Genomic DNA, 17,659 nt, shown 5'->3' on the forward strand with positions numbered 1-17,659 from the left:
GGCGCGCCCCGCGCGGAGCGGGGCGGAATGCAAGAACGGCGGATTCTGCCCGCGATCCCCCACGCATCGCGCGCGAATTCGCACCTTCTTCAATCTTCCTCACCCAGGCTTAGGCCTTTACGCTTCCTTTTCATGCGGATCCTCGGCATCGACCCCGGTTTGCAGACCACCGGCTTCGGCGTGGTCGATGCGGACGGCCATGCGCTGCGCTACGTGGCCAGCGGCACCATCAGCACCCGGCACCTGGGCAGCGGCAACCTGCCGGCGCGCCTGAAGGTGCTGTTCGACGGCATCGGCGAGATCACGGCGCGCTACCAACCCGAGGCGTCGGCGGTCGAAATCATCTTCGTCAACGTCAACCCGCAGTCAACGCTGCTGCTGGGCCAGGCGCGCGGCGCCTGCGTGACGGCGCTGGTGAGCCACAACCTCTCGGTGGCCGAGTACACGGCGCTGCAGATGAAGAAGGCCGTGGCCGGCCACGGCCAGGCCGCGAAGGCGCAGGTGCAGGAGATGGTGAAACGCCTGCTCGACCTGCCCGGCCTGCCGGGCGCCGACGCGGCGGACGCGCTGGGCATCGCGATCACGCACGCGCAGGTCGGCCGTTCGATGGCGCGGCTCGCGGAGGCGGCCGAGCTGTCGAAGACCCACGCCGGCACCTACCGGCAAGGGCGTTCGCGCTGAGGCTTCAGCGCACGATGTAGCGCAGGTCGCCCAGGCGCCGGCGGCGCTCGCGCACCTCGGCAGCCACCGACACCGCGTCGCCAGCCAGCGCCCGCGCGATCCAGCCGGCCAGCTGCGGCATGTCCTCGGGCGTGAAGCCCAGCCGCACGATCTCGGGCACGCCCAGGCGCAGGCCGTTGATGTCGCCGTCGACCGGCGCGATCGGCAGGCCGATGCCGCAGGCCAGCAACCCGCCTTGGGCCAGCTGCTTCGCGGCACGTTGCCCGCCACCCCAGCGCGCGGCCTCGAGCGCGAACTGGTGCGACTGCGTGAAGCCGCGCGCCTTGGCGAACACGGGCAGGCCTTCGGCATCGAGCGCGCGTGCGAGCGCCTGCGCGGTGTCGCGCATCGCCGCCGCGTAGGCCACGCCATGCACCTTCCAGTCGAGCAGTCCACGGGCCAGCGCGGCCGTGCGGCCCGCATCCGAGTTGGCCGTGAGCCCCGGGTAGGCGATGGCGTCGATGCGCTCCATCAGCGCCGCATCGTTCGACACGATCAGCCCGCCGGCCGGGCCACCCAGGCTCTTGTAGGTGCTCATGGTGATCGCGTGCGCGCCCTCTTCGAGCGGCTGCGGCCAGGCCTTGCCGGCCACCATGCCCGAGAGGTGCGCAGCATCGAAGAGCAGCTTCGCGCCCACGCTGTCGGCCACCTCGCGGATGGCGGACACCGGGTGCGGGAACAGGTTCAGGCTGCCGCCGACGGTGATGAGCTTCGGCTTCACCTCGCGCGCCAGCTTGGCCAGCGCCACGACGTCGACCGAGTAGCCGTCGGCATCGACCGGCGCCGGCACGGTCTTCAGGCCGTAGAGCCCGGCCGCGCCCGCCGCGTGGTGCGTCACGTGGCCGCCGATGGCGGGCGGCGGCGCGATGATCGTGTCGCCGGGCTGGCAGGTCGCCATGAACACGTAGAGGTTCGACAGTGCGCCGGAGCTCACGCGCACCTCGGCGAAGCGCGCACCGAACACCTCGGCCGCGAGCTCAGCGGCGACGACCTCGATGCGCTCGATGGCGTCCAGCCCCATCTCGTACTTGTCGCCCGGATAGCCCAGCGACGGACGCGAGCCCAGCCCACGCGAGAGCAGCGCCTCGGCGGCGGGGTTCATCACGTTGGTGGCCGGGTTGAGGTTCAGCCCGTCGACGTCGTGGATGCGGTGGCTGTCGGCCACGAGGCGTTCGATCTCGGCGGTCACGCCCGCCGCGTCGCGCGCGGCGGCGTCGGCAGCGATGGCAAGCACGTGGTCCTCGCTGGCGGCGGGAACCCAGGAACGGCGGTGAAGGGCTGCGGGCATGCGGTGTCTCGCTGGGAGTGGTGGAAGGGAATGACCGCATAGTCGCGCCCTGCGCCTGCGCCGGCAACACGGATAAACTGGGTCTGAGCCCTAGAAAAACTTGGCCTCCAGCGCATGTCCCTTGCTCCACCCCGCCCTCGCCTTCCGCCGCACACGGCCGTGCGTGCCTTCGAGGCCGCGGCGCGCCACGGCAGCTTCGCACGCGCGGCCGAGGAGCTGTTCGTGACGCCCGCCGCCGTCGCGCAGCAGATCAAGGCACTCGAGACCTGGGCCGGCGGTGCGCTGTTCGAGCGGCACAGCCAGGGCATCCGGCTCAGCGCGCACGGCCGGCGCGCACTGCCTGCGCTCAGTGCAGCGGTCGACCAGCTCGGCCTCGCGGTGCAAGCGCTGCGCCAGGAAACGCAGACCGCCGCGCGCCGCAGCACGCTGCAGGTGGCGGCCCTGCCGGCCATGGCGCAGCTGTGGCTGTCGCCACGGCTCTCGCGGCTGAAGGCCGCGCTGCCCGGCGTGCAGGTGTCGGTGACGGCGCTGGAGCAGCCACCGAACTTCCGGCGCGAGCCCTTCGACCTCGGGCTGTTCTACGGCGCCGAAGCTGCCGTCGGCGCCACGGGCATTGCGCTCGCACGCGACCGCCTCGTGCCCGTGTGCAGCCCGCGCGTGCGCGCATCACTGGAGAGCGCACGCCCGCGCCCGCTCGACGACCTTATCGACGTGCTCGCGCGCTGCGGCGGCCTGCACGACACGGTGTGGCGCGACGACTGGTCGCGCTGGCTGCAGGCCGTGCGCCCCGACACCACGGCAGCCGAGGCCGATGCGCTGGCCGCTGGCCCGGATTTCTCGCTCTACAGCCTCGCACTGCAGGCCGCGCTCGACGGCGAAGGGGTGCTGATGGGTCGCGAGCGGCTGGTGGCACCGCTGCTCGAGAAAGGCCGACTGGACGCGCCCTGGGGACGGCCGAAGGCGCTGGGAGACACGCTGATGCTGCTGGTGCCCGCGCACCGCAAGGGGCCGCTGCTTGCGCAGCAGGTGCAGGCCTTGCAGGCCCTCGTCGACTGAACGGCTGGCTCTACGCGACGCGCTCGGCGATCAGCACGGCGAAGAAGCCGAGCGCCGCCAGCACCGTCCACTTGAACACGATCCACCCGAAGCGGCGGTACTTGACCTGCCCCGTCCCCGCATAGAACGCGAAGGACACGCCCGCCACCAGCAGAAGCAGCAGGATGGCCCAGCGAAAGAGAAGCATCGGAAAGAAAAGGCGTGCGCCGGGCTTACCAGGCCCGCGCCACTTCGCCGAAGCCGCGCGGTGCGCGCTTCTCGTCCTCGAAGGTCACGACCTCGTAGGCGTCGCTGTGCGAGAGCAGCTCGCGCAGCAGCTTGTTGTTGAGCGCATGGCCCGAGCGGAACGCGGTGTACGCGGCCAGCAGCGGCTTGCCGATGATGTACAGGTCGCCCATGGCGTCGAGGATCTTGTGCTTCACGAACTCGTCGTCGTAGCGCAGGCCGCCGGCATTGAGCACCTTGGTGTCGTCCATGACGATGGCGTTGTCCAGGCCACCGCCGAGCGCCAGGCCCTTGCTGCGCATGTACTCGACTTCTTTCGTGAAGCCGAAGGTGCGTGCGCGTGCGATGTCGCGGCTGTACGAGTCGGTGCCCAGGTCGAACTCCACCCGCTGGCCGGTGGAGTTGACGACGCGGTGGTCGAAGTCGATCTCGAAGCTCAGCTTGAAGCCGTGGTACGGCTCCAGGCTTGCCCACTTCTCGTTGGCGCCCTCGCCTTCGCGCACCTCGACCTTGCGCAGCACGCGGATGAAGCGGCGCGGCGCCTTCTGAAGTTCGATGCCCGCGCTTTGCAGCAGGAACACGAAGGACGAGGCCGACCCGTCGAGGATCGGCACTTCGTCGGCCGTGATGTCGATGTAGAGGTTGTCGATGCCCAGGCCCGCGCAGGCGGACATGATGTGTTCGACGGTCTGCACCTTGGCGCCGCCCGTGGAGACGGTGGACGCCAGGCGCGTATCGGTGACCGATTCGGCGGTCATGCGGATCTCGACCGGCTCGGGCAGGTCGACGCGGCGGAACACGATGCCCGTGTCGGCCGGGGCCGGTCGCAGGGTCAGCTCCACGCGCTGGCCGCTGTGAAGCCCCACGCCCACGGCGCGGCTGATCGACTTGAGGGTTCGTTGTTGCAGCACGCCCGAGATTTTAGGCGGGCGGCGACCGTGACGCCCTATTCCCTTCGCTATGGCCGCGATAGACATGGACCGGTCAGACAAGAAAAAACAAAAAGCCGGGAGCCCCCGGCGATGGACGCAAGGGGCACGAGGTGGACGCAGCGCCTAGAGCCGGGGGGCAGTCCCTTTCAGGTCTTCCCCGTCCCCTTGCGAACCCTCGTGCCCTCTGCGTTCGGTGGCGTGTCACTTCGCGAAACACCGCGGAACCGGCTTTGCCGGGCCGCAGGTGTTGCCCCCGGTAGGGGGTTGGAGAAGCGACACGAAGTGCGCGTAGCCTGGGGGCGAGCCTATTTAGTCGGCTTGACGACGCAGGAATGCGGGGATCTCGAAGTCGTCCATGCCACCCGACGACAGTGCATCGACCTTGGCGGCGGCCATCGTGCGGTTGGTGCGCCACACGCTGGGCACGGCCATGCCGTCGTAGTTGGGCTGGCTGCCCGAACCACCACCCGCGTGGCCCACGCCGCCGAGCGTCGGCACGGTGAACGGGATGTTGTCGGTGCCAGTGCGGATCACTTCGAGCGTCGGGGCCTGGCGGCGTGCGTCGGCGCGCGACAGACCCGTGGCCACCACCGTGACGCGCATCTGGTCGCCCAGGCTTTCGTCGTAGGCGGCGCCGTAGATCACGTGCGCGTCCGGCGAGGCGTAGGCGCGGATGGTGTTCATCGCGAGCTTCGACTCGTTCAGCTTCAGCGAACCCTTCGACGCCGTCACCAGCACCAGCACGCCCTTGGCACCCGAGAGGTCGATGCCTTCGAGCAGCGGGCAGGCCACGGCCTGTTCGGCGGCGATGCGCGCGCGATCCGGGCCTGCAGCCGCGGCCGTGCCCATCATGGCCTTGCCGGGTTCGCCCATCACGGTGCGCACGTCTTCGAAGTCGACGTTCACGCCGCCGTACTCGTTGATGATTTCCGAGATGCCGCCCACGGCGTTCTTCAGCACGTCGTTGGCGTGCGCGAAGGCTTCGTCCTGGGTGATGTCTTCACCGAGCACGTCCAGCAGCTTCTCGTTGAGCACCACGATCAGCGAGTCGACGTTGGCTTCGAGTTCGGCCAGGCCGGCGTCGGCGTTGGTCATGCGACGGCCGCCTTCCCAGTCGAAGGGCTTGGTCACCACGCCCACCGTCAGGATGCCCATTTCCTTGGCCACGCGCGCGATCACGGGCGCCGCGCCGGTGCCGGTGCCGCCGCCCATGCCGGCCGTGATGAACAGCATGTGCGCGCCGTCGATGGCGGCGCGGATGTCGTCCACCGCGGCTTCGGCCGCGTCACGGCCCTTCTCGGGCTTGCTGCCGGCGCCCAGGCCGCTGATGCCCAGCTGGATGTTCTTGTGCGCGTTGCTGCGTTGCAGGGCTTGCGCGTCGGTGTTGGCGCAAACGAACTGCACGCCTTGCACACCACGCTCCATCATGTGGGCGACCGCATTGCCACCGCCGCCGCCGACACCGATCACCTTGATCTGCGTGCCCTGGTTGAATTCTTCGACTTCGATCATTTCGATGGTCATTTCTAACTCCTTGAATATTGCAGTTGCCGTTATGTGTCTATGAATATTTCTTTTGCCGTGACGTGATCAACGGGATCGCCGTCGCGATGGTGGACCGGTGCGTCGCCATCGCTCGTTGAAATGCAGCGGAGGGCCCGCGCGTGCGAGCCAGAGTGGGGAGTGGTTCATGGTCAGAAGTTCCCCACGATGAAGTCCTTGAAACGTCCGAACGCAGTCTTTACGGACCCGTTCTTCTGTGCGACCTTGAAGCCACGCATGCGTGCAAAACGTGCCTCCTCGAGCAGGCCCATCACGGTGGCCGCGCGCGGCTGCGCCACCATATCCGAGAGCGCGCTCGAGTACTTCGGGATGCCGCGGCGCACGGGCTTGAGGAAGATGTCTTCGCCCAGCTCGACCATGCCGGGCATGACGGCGCTGCCGCCCGTGAGCACCACGCCCGACGACAGCACTTCCTCGTAGCCCGACTCGCGCACCACCTGCTGCACCAGCGAGAAGATTTCTTCGATGCGCGGCTCGATCACGCCGGCGAGCGCCTGCTTGCTCAACATGCGCGGGCCGCGATCGCCAAGGCCGGGGACTTCGACCTGCGATTCAGGGTCGGCCAGCAGCTGCTTGGCGTAGCCGTGCTCGACCTTGATGTCCTCCGCGTCCTTGGTAGGCGTGCGCAGGGCCATCGCGATGTCGCTCGTGATGAGGTCGCCCGCGATCGGGATCACAGCCGTGTGGCGGATCGCGCCGTTGGTGAAGATCGCCACGTCGGTGGTGCCCGCGCCGATGTCGACCAGCACCACGCCCAGTTCGCGCTCGTCTTCGGTGAGCACCGCCTGGCTGGAGGCCAGCGGGTTCAGCATCAGCTGGTCGACCTCCAGGCCGCAGCGGCGCACGCACTTGATGATGTTCTCGGCCGCGCTCTGCGCGCCAGTCACGATGTGCACCTTGGCCTCCAGGCGCATGCCGCTCATGCCGATCGGCTCCTTCACGTCCTGGCCGTCGATCACGAACTCCTGCGGCTCCACCAGCAGCAGGCGCTGGTCGCTCGAGATGTTGATGGCGCGCGCCGTCTCGACCACGCGGGCCACGTCGGCGGGCGTGACTTCCTTGTCCTTCACCGCCACCATGCCGCTCGAATTGATGCCGCGGATGTGGCTGCCGGTGATGCCGGTGTAGACGCGGCTGATCTTGCAGTCGGCCATCAGCTCGGCTTCTTTCAGCGCCTGCTGGATGCTCTGCACGGTGGCGTCGATGTTCACCACGACGCCGCGCTTGAGGCCGTTGCTGGGCGCGATGCCCAGGCCGGCCAGCTTGAGCTCGCCGCCTTGCAGCACCTCGGCCACGACCACCATCACCTTGGCGGTTCCGATGTCCAGGCCTACGACCAGGTCTTTGTATTCTTTGGGCATGTAGATGTCCTCGGTATTCGCTACTTGATTTTTCTTGGGGCCTCGGGCGAGACCGTGGTGACGCCGCGCAGCCGCAGGGCATACGCGTCGTTGTGGCGCAGATCGGCGCGTTCGACGTCGGCCACCGTGCGGCGGTACTGGCCCGCGACCTGCGTCACGGTCTTCAGGAACCGCTGCAGGCGCGCCGACACCTCGTCGCTCTGGCCGCGGCCGAGTTCGATCTCGGCGCCGTTGTCGAGCAGCACTTTCCAGCTGCCGCGGCTGGACAGCCGCAGCTCGGCGATGTCGAAGTCGTAGGGCTCGAACATCGGCGCGAGCACGCGGTACATGCCCAGCACCTGCCCGGCCTGCTCGATCGGGCCGTCCAGGCGCGGCAGGTCGGCGTCGACCTCGGCCACGTTGGCCTCGAACACGTCGCCGAAGCCATTGATCAGCTTGGAGCCGGCCTCGTCGCCCCACACCGCCACCGGCACCTGTTCGGTCAGCGTCACGCGCAGCTTGTTCGGGAACTCGCGCCGCACCACCGCGCTGCGCACCCACGGCACCGTCTCGAAGGCGGTGCGCGCACGCGCCAGGTCGATGGTGAAGAAGTTGCCCTTGAGCTGCGGCGCCACGTTGGCACGCAGCGTGACCGCGTTGTTGTGCGTGACCTCGCCGTCCACCTTGATGCCCGAGATCGGGAAGAAAGGCTGGCGCAGCACCCACCACGCGCTCGCCGCCAGCAGCATGAGCGCCACCAGCACGAACGCAACGTTCGCGACGATGTTCATCAGCTTGACGTCGAAGGGAGCGGGGATGCTGTCGGCCATGGCTTAGTTCGCGCCTCCCTTGGCATCGAGTGCGGCCGAAGCCAGCACGCGCACGCACAGCTCTTCGTAGGGAATGCCCGCCGCGCGCGCCGACATCGGCACCAGCGAATGGCTGGTCATGCCGGGCGAGGTGTTCATCTCGAGCAGGAAGGGCTTGCGGTCGCTGGCGCGGATCATCACGTCGGCGCGGCCCCAGCCGCGGCAGCCGAGCGTGTGGTACGCCGCCAGCGTGATGCGCTGGATCTCGCGTTCCTCGGCCTCGGGCAGGCCGCTCGGGCACTGGTATTTCACGTCGTCGGTGAAGTACTTGTTCTGGTAGTCGTAGGCGCCCTCGGGCGCGGCGATGCGCACCACCGGCAGCGCGCGCGCATCGAGACCCTGGCCGAGCACGGCGCAGGTGACTTCCTCGCCGTCGATGAACTCCTCGCACAGCACGTCGGCGTCGAACTTCGCCGACAGCGCGACCGCGTCCTGCATCTGCGAGTAGCCCTCGACCTTGGTCACGCCGATGGACGAGCCCTCGCGCGGCGGCTTCACGATCAACGGCAGGCCGAGCACGTCGGGCACCACCATGATCTGCTCGCGGCTTTGCTGGTCGAAGGCCAGGCGCACGTACTTGGGCGTGGGCAGGCCGTCGGCCTGCCAGATGCGCTTGGTCATGACCTTGTCCATGGCCACGCTCGAGGCCATCACGCCCGAGCCGGTGTAGGGAATGCCGAGCAGCTCGAGCGCGCCCTGCACGGTGCCGTCTTCGCCGTGGCGGCCATGCAGCGCGACGAAGCAGCGCGCGAAGCCTTCGCGCTTGAGGTCGGTCAGCTCGCGCTCCGACGGGTCGAAGGCATGCGCGTCGACGCCGCGCGAACGCAGGGCCTGCAGCACGCCGGCGCCGGACATCAGCGACACCTCGCGTTCGGCGGAACTGCCGCCGAACAGCACGGCCACCTTGCCGAAAAGTTGTGGATCCTGAAGGCTCACGCGGCCCTCCCCTTGCGCGCAGTGCGCTCTGAAGTTGTTGATGAGGGTGCGGGCGGCGTGCCGAGTTCGACCACCTTGCCCGGCACCGCGCCGATGGAGCCCGCGCCCATGCACAGCACCACGTCGCCCGCGCGGGCGTTGTCCAGGATGGCCTGCGGCATGGCGACGATGTCGTCCACGAACACCGGCTCGACCTTGCCGGCCACGCGCAGCGCGCGCGCCAGCGTGCGGCCGTCGGCGGCCACGATGGGCGCCTCGCCCGCGGCATAGACCTCGCCCAGCAGCACCGAATCGGCCGTGCCGATGACCTTCACGAAGTCCTCGAAGCAGTCGCGCGTGCGGGTGTAGCGGTGCGGCTGGAAGGCCAGCACCAGCCGGCGCCCCGGGAAGGCGCCACGCGCGGCGGAAATGGTGGCCGCCATCTCGACCGGGTGATGCCCGTAGTCGTCGATGACGGTGAAGGTGCCGCCGGCCGTGTCGTTCGGCACGGCCACGTCGCCGTAGCTCTGGAAGCGGCGGCCCACGCCCTTGAAACCGGCCAGGCCGCGCTGCACCGCTTCGTCGGCAATGCCGAGCTCGACCGCCATGGCGATCACCGACAGCGCGTTGCGCACGTTGTGCTCGCCCGGCAGGTTCAGCACGATGGGCAGGTCGGGCAGCGTCACGCCGTTGCGGCGCTGCGCGGTGAAATGCATCTGGCCGCCGACGGCGCGCACGTCGATGGCGCGCACCTGGGCGTCCTCGCCGAAGCCGTAGCTGGTGACCGGGCAGGTCACGTCGGCCACGATCTCGCGCACCGCCGGATCGTCGGTGCACAGGATGGCCACGCCGTAGAACGGCATGCGGTGCAGGAAATCGACAAAGGCCTTCTTCAGCTTGGCGAAGTCGTGCCCGTAGGTCTCCATGTGGTCGGCGTCGATGTTCGTGACCACCGCCATCACGGGCAGCAGGTTCAGGAACGAGGCGTCCGACTCGTCGGCCTCGACCACGATGTAGTCGCCGCTGCCCAGCTGCGCGTTGGCGCCGGCGCTGTTCAGGCGCCCGCCGATCACGAAGGTCGGGTCGAGCCCGGCGGCTTCGAGCACGCTGGCGGCCAGGCTGGTGGTGGTGGTCTTGCCGTGCGTGCCGGCGATGGCGATGCCCTGCTTCAGGCGCATCAGCTCCGCGAGCATGAGCGCGCGCGGCACGACCGGAATGCGCTTTTCGCGCGCGGCCAGCACCTCGGGGTTGTCCGACTGCACGGCGGTGGAGGTGACGACTGCGTCGGCGCCGTCGATGTGCGCGGCGGCATGGCCCACGAAGGTGCCGATGCCCAGGCCCGCGAGGCGGCGCAGCGTGGCGCTGTCGGACAGGTCGGAGCCGGTGATCCTGTAGCCCAGGTTCAGCAGCACCTCGGCGATGCCGCTCATGCCCGAGCCGCCGACGCCGACGAAGTGGATGTGACGGATCGCGTGCTTCATTTCGCAAGCTCCTCGCAGGCGCGGACGACCGCGTCCACTGCTTCGGTCTTCTGCAGGGTCTTGGCCTTGGTGGCCTTGTCGATCAAGGTCGCGCGTTCGGTTTTCTGTAGCAAATCAGCCAGCAATTCAGGGGTGAGGTCGGTCTGTTGCACCAGCCAGCCGCCGCCCGCGTCCACGAGGAAGCGCGCGTTGGTGGTCTGGTGGTCGTCGACCGCCGAGGGGAAAGGCACGAACAGCGCTGCTGCGCCGACGGCCGCGATTTCGGTGACGGTGCTGGCACCCGCGCGCGCAACGATGAGGTCGGCCTCGGCGTACGCCTGCGCGGTGTCGTCGATGAAGGGCGTGAGTTCGCCCTCGACGCCGGCCGCCGCATAGTTGGCGCGCAGCTCGTCGATCTGCTTGGTGCCGCTCTGGTGCAGCACCTGCGGGCGGGCGTCGGGCGCGATGCGCGCCAGCGCCTGCGGCACGACGGCATTGAGCGCACGCGCGCCCAGGCTGCCACCGACCACCAGCAACTTGAGCGGCCCCGTGCGGCCCGCGAAGCGCGTGGCCGGATCGGGCTGCGACGTGAACGCCGCGCGCAGCGGATTGCCCACCCACTGCGCCTTCTTCAGCACGTTCGGGAAGGCCGTGAACACGCGGTCGGCCACACCCGCCAGCACCTTGTTGGCGAGGCCGGCGACCGAGTTCTGCTCGTGCAGCACCAGCGGCTTGCCCATCAGCACGCCCATCATCCCGCCCGGGAAGGTGATGTAGCCGCCCAGGCCCACCAGCACGTCGGGCTTCACGCGGCGCACCACGGCCAGGCTCTGCCAGAAGGCACGCAGCAGCTTCAGCGGCAGCAGGAACAAGGTGAGCGGGCCCTTGCCGCGCACGCCGCCGAACTGCACCGGCTCGAAGGCGAAGCCACGCGGGGGCACGAGCTTTTCTTCCATGCTGCCGGGCGCGCCCAGCCAGTGCACGCGCCAGCCGCGCTCGCGCAGGGCCTCGGCCACGGCCAGGCCCGGAAAGATGTGGCCGCCCGTGCCGCCTGCCATGACCAGCGCAGTGCGCGTCATACGCGACCTCCCCGCATGAGCACGCGGTTCTCGTAGTCGATGCGCAGCACCACCGCCAACGCCACGAGGTTCATCAGGATCGCCGAGCCACCGAAGCTCATCAGCGGCAAGGTCAGGCCCTTGGTCGGCAGTGCGCCCAGGTTCACGCCCATGTTGATGAAGGCCTGGAAGCCGATCCACACGCCCACGCCCTGGGCCACGAGGCCCGAGAACACGCGGTCCAGCGCGATCGCCTGGCGGCCGATGTGCATGATGCGGCGCGTGAGCCACAGGAACAGGCCGATGATCAGCAACACGCCGATGAGGCCGAACTCCTCGCCGATCACGGCCAGCAGGAAGTCGGTGTGCGCCTCGGGCAGCCAGTGCAGCTTCTCGACGCTGCCGCCCAGGCCCACGCCGAAGACCTCGCCGCGCCCGATCGCGATCAGCGAGTGCGACAGCTGGTAGCCCTTGCCCAGCGCGTGCTCTTCGCTCCACGGATCGAGGTACGCAAAGATGCGCTCGCGGCGCCACGGGCTGCTCGCCACGATGGAGCCGAATGCCACCACCACCAGCGTCGCGATCACGAAGAACATGCGCGCGTTCACGCCGCCCAGGAACAGGATGCCCATGGCGATCACGGCGATCACCATGAAGGCGCCCATGTCGGGCTCGGCCATCACCAGCATGCCGACCACCACCACCGCGATGCCCATCGGCAGCACGGCGCGGAAGAACCGCTCCTTGATCTCCATCTTGCGCACCATGTAGCTGGCGGCATAGAGCACCATCGCGAACTTGGCCAGCTCCGACGGCTGGAAGCGCATGAAGCCCATCGGCAGCCAGCGGCGCGCGCCGTTCACGTTGATGCCGATGTGCGGAATGAGCACCGCCACCAGCAGCAGCAGCGAGGCCACGAAGAGCCAGGGCGCGGCGCGCTCCCAGGTCTTCATCGGGACCTGGAAGGTCAGCAGCGCGGCGATGAAGGCGATGACCAGCGAGGCCGCATGCCGCGTGAGGAAGTACGAGGCGCTGTAGCCGGCGCGTGCAAAGCGCGGGTTGTCGGGCAGCGCGATCGAGGCCGAATACACCATGATCAGGCCCCAGGTCATCAGCGCGACCGTGACCCAGACCAGCGCCTGGTCGAAGCCCAGCACGCGCATCGGCGTGGCCTTGGTCTGCGCGACGCCGGCGCCGCCCAGCCGCACGGGCAGGTGCACGGGCAGCGAATCCATGCCGCTGCGGGCGCGCCGGAACCAGCCGCCGAAACGGCTGCCGGTGCTGGTTTCCTGGCCTGCGGCTGCGGAGTTCAAATCGGGTCCTCCATCGATCCGGCGGTGGACAGCGACGCGCCAGGCACGTACGACACCACCGCGTCGTCGCCACCGACGGCCTCGCGCGGGCTGTCGGCGTAGGCCTCGACGGCCTCGCAGAACACCTCGGCGCGGTGCGCGTAGTCCTTGAACATGTCGAAGCTCGCACAGGCCGGTGACAACAGCACGGCATCGCCGGGGTGGGCGCGTGCGGCGGCGAACTTCACGGCCTCTTCCATCGAGCCCGCGTGCTTCAGCGAGACGCCGGTGGAAGCCAGCGCGGCCTCGATCAACGGGGCGTCGCGGCCGATGAGCACGACGGCGCGCGCGTACTGGCGCACCGGGTCGGCCAGCGGCTCGAAGTCCTGGCCCTTGCCTTCGCCGCCGAGGATCACGACCACGCGGCGCTCCTCGCCGAGGCCGCTCAGTGCGGCCACGGTGGCGCCGACGTTGGTGCCCTTGCTGTCGTCGAAGAACTCGACCTCGTCCACGATGGCGATCGGCTCGACGCGGTGCGGCTCGCCGCGGTACTCGCGCAGGCCGTAGAGCATCGGGCCCAGCGGGCAGTCGGCGGCGCTGGCGAGCGCAAGCGCCGCCAGCGCGTTCATGGCGTTGTGGCGGCCGCGGATGCGCAGTGCGTCGGCGGGCATGAGGCGCTGGAAGAAGAGCTCTTCTTCCACCACCGCGCCGCGCTTGCGCTTCTGCGTTTCGTCGGCTTCCAGCGCGCGCACCAGCCAGGCCACGCCGTTGATGCGCTCGATGCCGTAGTCGCCGGGGCGCAGCGGCATCGCGCCGCCGAAGGTGACGTGGGTGCGGATCTGCGGACGCTGCAGCCGCACCTTGACCGGCGGCGGCAGCATGGCCATCACGCCGGCGTCGTCGCGGTTCAGGATCATCAGGCCCTTGGCGCCGAAGATGCGCGCCTTGGCGGCCGCGTAGGCCGGCATGTCGCCATGCCAGTCGAGGTGATCCTGCGTGAGGTTGAGCACGGTCGCGGCCGTGGGCTCGAAGCCCTGCACGCCGTCAAGCTGGAAGCTCGAGAGTTCGAGCACCCACACGTCGGGCAGCGTGCCGGCGTCGAGGTGCCCGGCCAGCGTGTCGAGCAGCGTCGGGCCGATGTTGCCGGCCACGGCCACGGTCTTGCCCGCGCGCTCGACCAACTGGCCGGTGAGCGAGGTGACGGTGGTCTTGCCGTTGGTGCCGGTGATGGCGAGCACGGCGGGCGTGTAGCCCTTGGGCGCTTCGGGCTCGGGTTCGGGCACGAGTTCGAGCTGCGGCGTGGCCTCTTCCTCGACCGCGGCCGACGCCGGGTTGGTGGCGGACAGCTCGGCGATCTTGGCGACGAACTCGGCGGCCTCGCGCGCCGCGGTGGGCACGTAGGGCTTGCCGGGGGTCGGGAGGCGGGAGATGGTGGCGGCGGGTGCGGGCGACACGGCAGGCGTTTCGGCGGCGGCTGGCGCTGCGGCGTCTTCCGTGGTGGCGTCTTCCGTCGTGGCGCCTTCGGCGACGACGTCTTCGGTGGGCGGCGTCACCGGCACACTCAGCGATGCATCGCGCGGCATGGCTTCGGCCATGGCGGGCGGTGTGGCTTCAGCGGCTTCGGTCGGTTCGACGGGAACAGGCTCGGCTTCTGCGGCAGGCGCATCGACTGGCAGTGCGGCTTCGGTCGACTCAGCGGCCACGGCCTCCGTGGGTGCAACCGCCTCGGTCGCCTCAACAGCTTCGACGGGCGCGGCCGCTTCGGGCTCGCCTTCGACAACCGCAGCAGCCTCCGGCGCAGGCACTTCCGGCGTCTCGACCACCGCAGCCTCCGCCACGGGGGCTTCTTCGCTCAAGGCCAGCTCGGCCTGGGCCGGCGTTTCAACGACAGGCTCGGCCACGGCGGTTTCGACCGGCACTTCAGCTTCGGCTTCCACCGCCGGCACCTCGACCGTCTGCAGATCGAGCAGCGCGCGCGCGAACAGGTCCAGCTCGCCGCCGACCACGAGGCCCACGGCCTTGGCGGCGTCGACGACCGGCGCCAGCGTCGCGGGCGACAGGCCCGGCGAGCGGTACACGGCGCGGATCGGCGTGCCTTCGACCAACGCGGCCGTGAACGGCCCGCCGATGAAGGTGGCGTCGGGCAGCTCGGCCTGCAGCGTCGCGAGCGAGGCCGGCGCCTCGCGCGTGTCGGCCACGGTCACGACCGCGCCGTGGCGCGCGCACCAGCGCGCCATCGCCAGCCCGGACGCGCCGAGGCCGAGGATGAGAACGGGGAGGTCTTTCAGGTGCCGCATGGTTGTGTTGTTACCGCAGCTTCAGCGTCGACAGGCCGATGAGGCACAGCAGCATCGTGATGATCCAGAAGCGCACCACGACCTGCGTCTCGCGCCAGCCGCTCTTCTCGAAGTGGTGGTGCAGCGGCGCCATCTTGAGCACGCGGCGCCCCTCGCCGTAGCGCTTCTTCGTGTACTTGAAGTACATGACCTGCGCCATCACCGAGATCGCCTCGACCACGAAGATGCCGCCCATGATGAAGAACACGATCTCCTGGCGCACGATGACCGCGATGGTGCCCAGCGCGCCGCCGAGCGCCAGCGCGCCCACGTCGCCCATGAAGACCTGCGCCGGATGGGTGTTGAACCAGAGGAACGCGAGCCCCGCGCCGGCCATGGCCGAGCAGAACACCAGCAGCTCGCCCGAGCCGGGGATGTTGGGGAACAGCAGGTACTTGGAGTACACCGCGCTGCCCGTGACGTAGGCGAACACGCCCAGCGCCGAGCCCACCATCACCACCGGCATGATCGCCAGGCCGTCGAGGCCGTCGGTCAGGTTGACGGCGTTGCTGGCGCCCACGATCACGAGGTACGTGAGGATGACGAAGCCGATGCCGCCCAGCGGGTAGCTCACTTCCTTGAAGAAAGGCACCAGCAGGTTGATCTTGGGCGGAAAGTCGAGGTCGAAGCCCGAGCGCACCCAGGCGTAGAACAGCTCGAGCACGCGCCAGTTGGAGCTCTCGGAAATGCTGAACAGCAGGTAGAAGCCGGCGAGTAGGCCGACCAGCGATTGCCAGAAGTACTTTTCGCGCGAGCGCATGCCTTCGGGGTCCTTGCGCACCACCTTGCGCCAGTCGTCCACCCAGCCGATGGCGCCGAAGCCCATCGTGACCCACAGCACGATCCACACGAAGCGGTTCGAGAGATCGAACCACAGCAAGGTAGCGAAGGCGATGGCGAACAACACCAGCACGCCGCCCATGGTGGGCGTGCCGCTCTTGGTCAGGTGCGTTTCCATGCCGTAGCCGCGGATCGGCTGGCCGATCTTGAGCGCGGCAAGGCGGCGAATGACGTACGGGCCGGCCACCAGGCCGACCACGAGCGCGGTCAGCGCGGCCATCAGGGCGCGGAACGTGAGGTAGTTGAAAACGCGCAAGAACCCGAACTCGGGCGACAGCGTCTGCAGCCATTGGGCCAGGGACATCAGCATGGTGTGTTGCGCGGCTCATGCGTCATGACCGGCCTCCTTTTGTTGTTGTGCTTCGATCGCCTGCACCACGCGCTCCATCTTCATGAAGCGCGACCCCTTGACCAGCACGCTGCCCAGCTGCGGCAGGCGGGCGAGCACGGCCGCGCGGAGCGTGTCGAAATCGTCGAAATGGCGTCCATCGACACCATCGTTGTTGTTGAAAGCCGTCGCCGCATGCACGGTCTCGCCGCCCAGCGTGTAGACGGCGTCGAGGCCGCGTTGGCGCGCCCAGGCGCCGACCTCGGCGTGGAATTCCGGCGAGCGGTCGCCGACCTCGCCCATCTCGCCGAGCACCAGCAGGCGCGGGGCAGGCAGGCCGGTGAGCACGTCGATGGCGGCAATCACCGAGTCGGGGTTGGCGTTGTAGCTGTCGTCGACCAGCGTGAGCGCGTGCCCGCCGGGCAGCACGACCTCGCTGGCGCGCGAACGGCCCTTGACCGGTTCGAAGGCCGACAGGCCCGCGGCGATGGTGTCGAGCGACACGCCGGCCGCCAGCGCGCAGGCGGTGGCGGCGAGCGCGTTGCCCACGTTGTGGCGGCCCGCGATGTGCAGGCGCGCGTCGAAGGCGCCCAGCGGCGTGCGCACGCGCACGCGCCAGGCGCCCTGCTGCCATTCGGCGCTGTCGAGCGAGATGTCGGCATCGGCGTGCTCGCCGAAGGTCAGACAGCGGCGCGAACCGCTCTGGCGCGCCAGGTCGGTCCACAGCGAGGTGAAGGTGTCGCCGTAGGGGAACACGGCCGTGCCGTCGTCGGGCAGTTCGGCGAACACGGCGGCGTTCTCGATGGCGACCGCCTCGACGCTGGCCATGAACTCCTGGTGCTCGCGCTGCGCGTTGTTGACCAGCGCGATGGTCGGGCGCGACATGGCGGCCAGCCGCGCGATCTCGCCCGGGTGGTTCATGCCCAGTTCGAGCACCGCCAGCTGGTGCTGCGCGCGCAGGCGCATCAGCGTGAGCGGCACGCCGATCTCGTTGTTGAAGTTGCCGGCCGTGGCCAGCGCACGGTCGGCGCGGAAGGCGGCGAGCACGGCCGCGATCATCTGCGTGACCGTGGTCTTGCCGTTGCTGCCGGTGACGGCGATCAGCGGCAGGCTGAACTGCGCGCGCCAGCCGGCACCCAGCGCACCGAGCGCGATGAGCGAATCGGGCACCTCGAGGCCGGCGAGCCCCGCGGCTTCGAGGCCGCCGTGGGCGATGGCGGCCACGGCGCCCTGCCTCTTGGCGTCAGCCAGGAAATCGTTGGCGTCGAAACGCTCACCCTTGAGCGCAACGAACAGGTCGCCGGCGGCCAGGGTGCGGGTGTCGGTGTGGACGCGCGCGATCACGGTGGCCGGGTCGCCCACGAGGCGCGCACCCGGCACCCATTGCTGCGCCTGTGCCAGCGTGAGGTTGAGCGGTGTAGAGACGGGCGTGGCCAT

Annotated in this window: 15 protein-coding genes; 2 read left to right on the forward strand and 13 right to left on the reverse strand. The window is 69.3% G+C overall.

All coding sequences use genetic code 11. The features are described 5' to 3' along the window. Positions 1–132: 132 nt before the first annotated feature. Entirely contained in the window at positions 133–681 is a 549-nt protein-coding gene (gene ruvC / locus FFI97_RS26785; protein ID WP_062474210.1) for a crossover junction endodeoxyribonuclease RuvC, read from the forward strand. Positions 682–685: 4 nt separating this feature from the next. Here ruvC and glyA read toward each other — a convergent pair whose 3' ends face one another. Then, positions 686–2,008, reverse strand: a complete 1,323-nt coding sequence (gene glyA, locus FFI97_RS26790) for a serine hydroxymethyltransferase (RefSeq protein WP_139703005.1) — start codon at positions 2,006–2,008, stop codon at positions 686–688. A gap of 159 nt (positions 2,009–2,167) precedes the next feature. Here glyA and FFI97_RS26795 point away from each other — a divergent pair, with 159 nt between their 5' ends. Continuing rightward, positions 2,168–3,064, forward strand: a complete 897-nt coding sequence (locus FFI97_RS26795) for a LysR family transcriptional regulator (protein ID WP_260685197.1) — start codon at positions 2,168–2,170, stop codon at positions 3,062–3,064. 10 nt (positions 3,065–3,074) lie between these two features. On the opposite strand, the gene FFI97_RS33700 is transcribed toward FFI97_RS26795, so the two are convergent. The 12 genes from FFI97_RS33700 to murF all read right to left on the reverse strand — a co-directional run bounded on the left by FFI97_RS33700 (position 3,075) and on the right by murF (position 17,659). Continuing rightward, complete coding sequence (locus FFI97_RS33700; protein ID WP_167394968.1) at positions 3,075–3,251, reverse strand: hypothetical protein; 177 nt, start codon at positions 3,249–3,251, stop codon at positions 3,075–3,077. Between the two features lie 25 nt (positions 3,252–3,276). After that, complete coding sequence (gene lpxC, locus FFI97_RS26800; protein WP_056575680.1) at positions 3,277–4,200, reverse strand: UDP-3-O-acyl-N-acetylglucosamine deacetylase; 924 nt, start codon at positions 4,198–4,200, stop codon at positions 3,277–3,279. A 330-nt stretch (positions 4,201–4,530) separates the two neighbouring features. After that, positions 4,531–5,745, reverse strand: coding sequence for a cell division protein FtsZ (ftsZ, locus tag FFI97_RS26805; RefSeq protein ID WP_062474218.1), 1,215 nt, complete (start codon positions 5,743–5,745; stop codon positions 4,531–4,533). Positions 5,746–5,915: 170 nt separating this feature from the next. After that, the gene (gene ftsA / locus FFI97_RS26810; RefSeq protein ID WP_056575685.1) at positions 5,916–7,145 is read right to left on the reverse strand and encodes a cell division protein FtsA; all 1,230 of its coding nucleotides are present in this window, start codon (positions 7,143–7,145) and stop codon (positions 5,916–5,918) included. A gap of 20 nt (positions 7,146–7,165) precedes the next feature. Further along, positions 7,166–7,954: a cell division protein FtsQ/DivIB gene (locus tag FFI97_RS26815; protein ID WP_139703003.1), complete on the reverse strand. Its 789-nt coding sequence runs from the start codon at positions 7,952–7,954 to the stop codon at positions 7,166–7,168. A 3-nt stretch (positions 7,955–7,957) separates the two neighbouring features. Continuing rightward, positions 7,958–8,929 (reverse strand): D-alanine--D-alanine ligase, encoded by a 972-nt coding sequence (locus FFI97_RS26820; protein WP_139703002.1) that lies wholly within the window; start codon positions 8,927–8,929, stop codon positions 7,958–7,960. Next, positions 8,926–10,389 (reverse strand): UDP-N-acetylmuramate--L-alanine ligase, encoded by a 1,464-nt coding sequence (gene murC, locus FFI97_RS26825; protein ID WP_139703001.1) that lies wholly within the window; start codon positions 10,387–10,389, stop codon positions 8,926–8,928. The genes FFI97_RS26820 and murC overlap by 4 nt, the downstream gene beginning before the upstream one ends. After that, positions 10,386–11,447, reverse strand: a complete 1,062-nt coding sequence (murG, locus tag FFI97_RS26830; RefSeq protein ID WP_139703000.1) for an undecaprenyldiphospho-muramoylpentapeptide beta-N-acetylglucosaminyltransferase — start codon at positions 11,445–11,447, stop codon at positions 10,386–10,388. Before murG ends, murC begins: the two co-directional genes overlap by 4 nt. Further along, positions 11,444–12,739: a putative lipid II flippase FtsW gene (gene ftsW / locus FFI97_RS26835; protein ID WP_062474228.1), complete on the reverse strand. Its 1,296-nt coding sequence runs from the start codon at positions 12,737–12,739 to the stop codon at positions 11,444–11,446. Before ftsW ends, murG begins: the two co-directional genes overlap by 4 nt. Next, positions 12,736–15,015, reverse strand: a complete 2,280-nt coding sequence (gene murD / locus FFI97_RS26840) for a UDP-N-acetylmuramoyl-L-alanine--D-glutamate ligase (RefSeq protein WP_139702999.1) — start codon at positions 15,013–15,015, stop codon at positions 12,736–12,738. Before murD ends, ftsW begins: the two co-directional genes overlap by 4 nt. Positions 15,016–15,025: 10 nt before the next feature. Further along, entirely contained in the window at positions 15,026–16,204 is a 1,179-nt protein-coding gene (gene mraY / locus FFI97_RS26845; protein WP_070060130.1) for a phospho-N-acetylmuramoyl-pentapeptide-transferase, read from the reverse strand. A gap of 15 nt (positions 16,205–16,219) precedes the next feature. Continuing rightward, a complete protein-coding gene (gene murF / locus FFI97_RS26850) occupies positions 16,220–17,659 on the reverse strand; it encodes a UDP-N-acetylmuramoyl-tripeptide--D-alanyl-D-alanine ligase (protein ID WP_139703042.1) in 1,440 nt (479 codons plus the stop codon).

The organism is Variovorax sp. KBS0712, assembly GCF_006323185.2.
Lineage (GTDB): Bacteria > Pseudomonadota > Gammaproteobacteria > Burkholderiales > Burkholderiaceae_C > Variovorax > Variovorax boronicumulans.

Excerpts from the sequence above, each read along its gene's own strand:
- ftsA (WP_056575685.1), bottom strand. The coding sequence starts at position 7,145 with ATGCCCAAAGAATACAAAGACCTGGTCGTAGGCCTGGACATCGGAACC.
- ruvC (WP_062474210.1), top strand. The coding sequence starts at position 133 with ATGCGGATCCTCGGCATCGACCCCGGTTTGCAGACCACCGGCTTCGGC.
- murG (WP_139703000.1), bottom strand. The coding sequence starts at position 11,447 with ATGACGCGCACTGCGCTGGTCATGGCAGGCGGCACGGGCGGCCACATC.
- murF (WP_139703042.1), bottom strand. The coding sequence starts at position 17,659 with ATGGCCACGCCCGTCTCTACACCGCTCAACCTCACGCTGGCACAGGCG.
- ftsZ (WP_062474218.1), bottom strand. The coding sequence starts at position 5,745 with ATGACCATCGAAATGATCGAAGTCGAAGAATTCAACCAGGGCACGCAG.
- murC (WP_139703001.1), bottom strand. The coding sequence starts at position 10,389 with ATGAAGCACGCGATCCGTCACATCCACTTCGTCGGCGTCGGCGGCTCG.
- murD (WP_139702999.1), bottom strand. The coding sequence starts at position 15,015 with ATGCGGCACCTGAAAGACCTCCCCGTTCTCATCCTCGGCCTCGGCGCG.
- FFI97_RS33700 (WP_167394968.1), bottom strand. The coding sequence starts at position 3,251 with ATGCTTCTCTTTCGCTGGGCCATCCTGCTGCTTCTGCTGGTGGCGGGC.
- mraY (WP_070060130.1), bottom strand. The coding sequence starts at position 16,204 with ATGCTGATGTCCCTGGCCCAATGGCTGCAGACGCTGTCGCCCGAGTTC.
- FFI97_RS26815 (WP_139703003.1), bottom strand. The coding sequence starts at position 7,954 with ATGGCCGACAGCATCCCCGCTCCCTTCGACGTCAAGCTGATGAACATC.
- glyA (WP_139703005.1), bottom strand. The coding sequence starts at position 2,008 with ATGCCCGCAGCCCTTCACCGCCGTTCCTGGGTTCCCGCCGCCAGCGAG.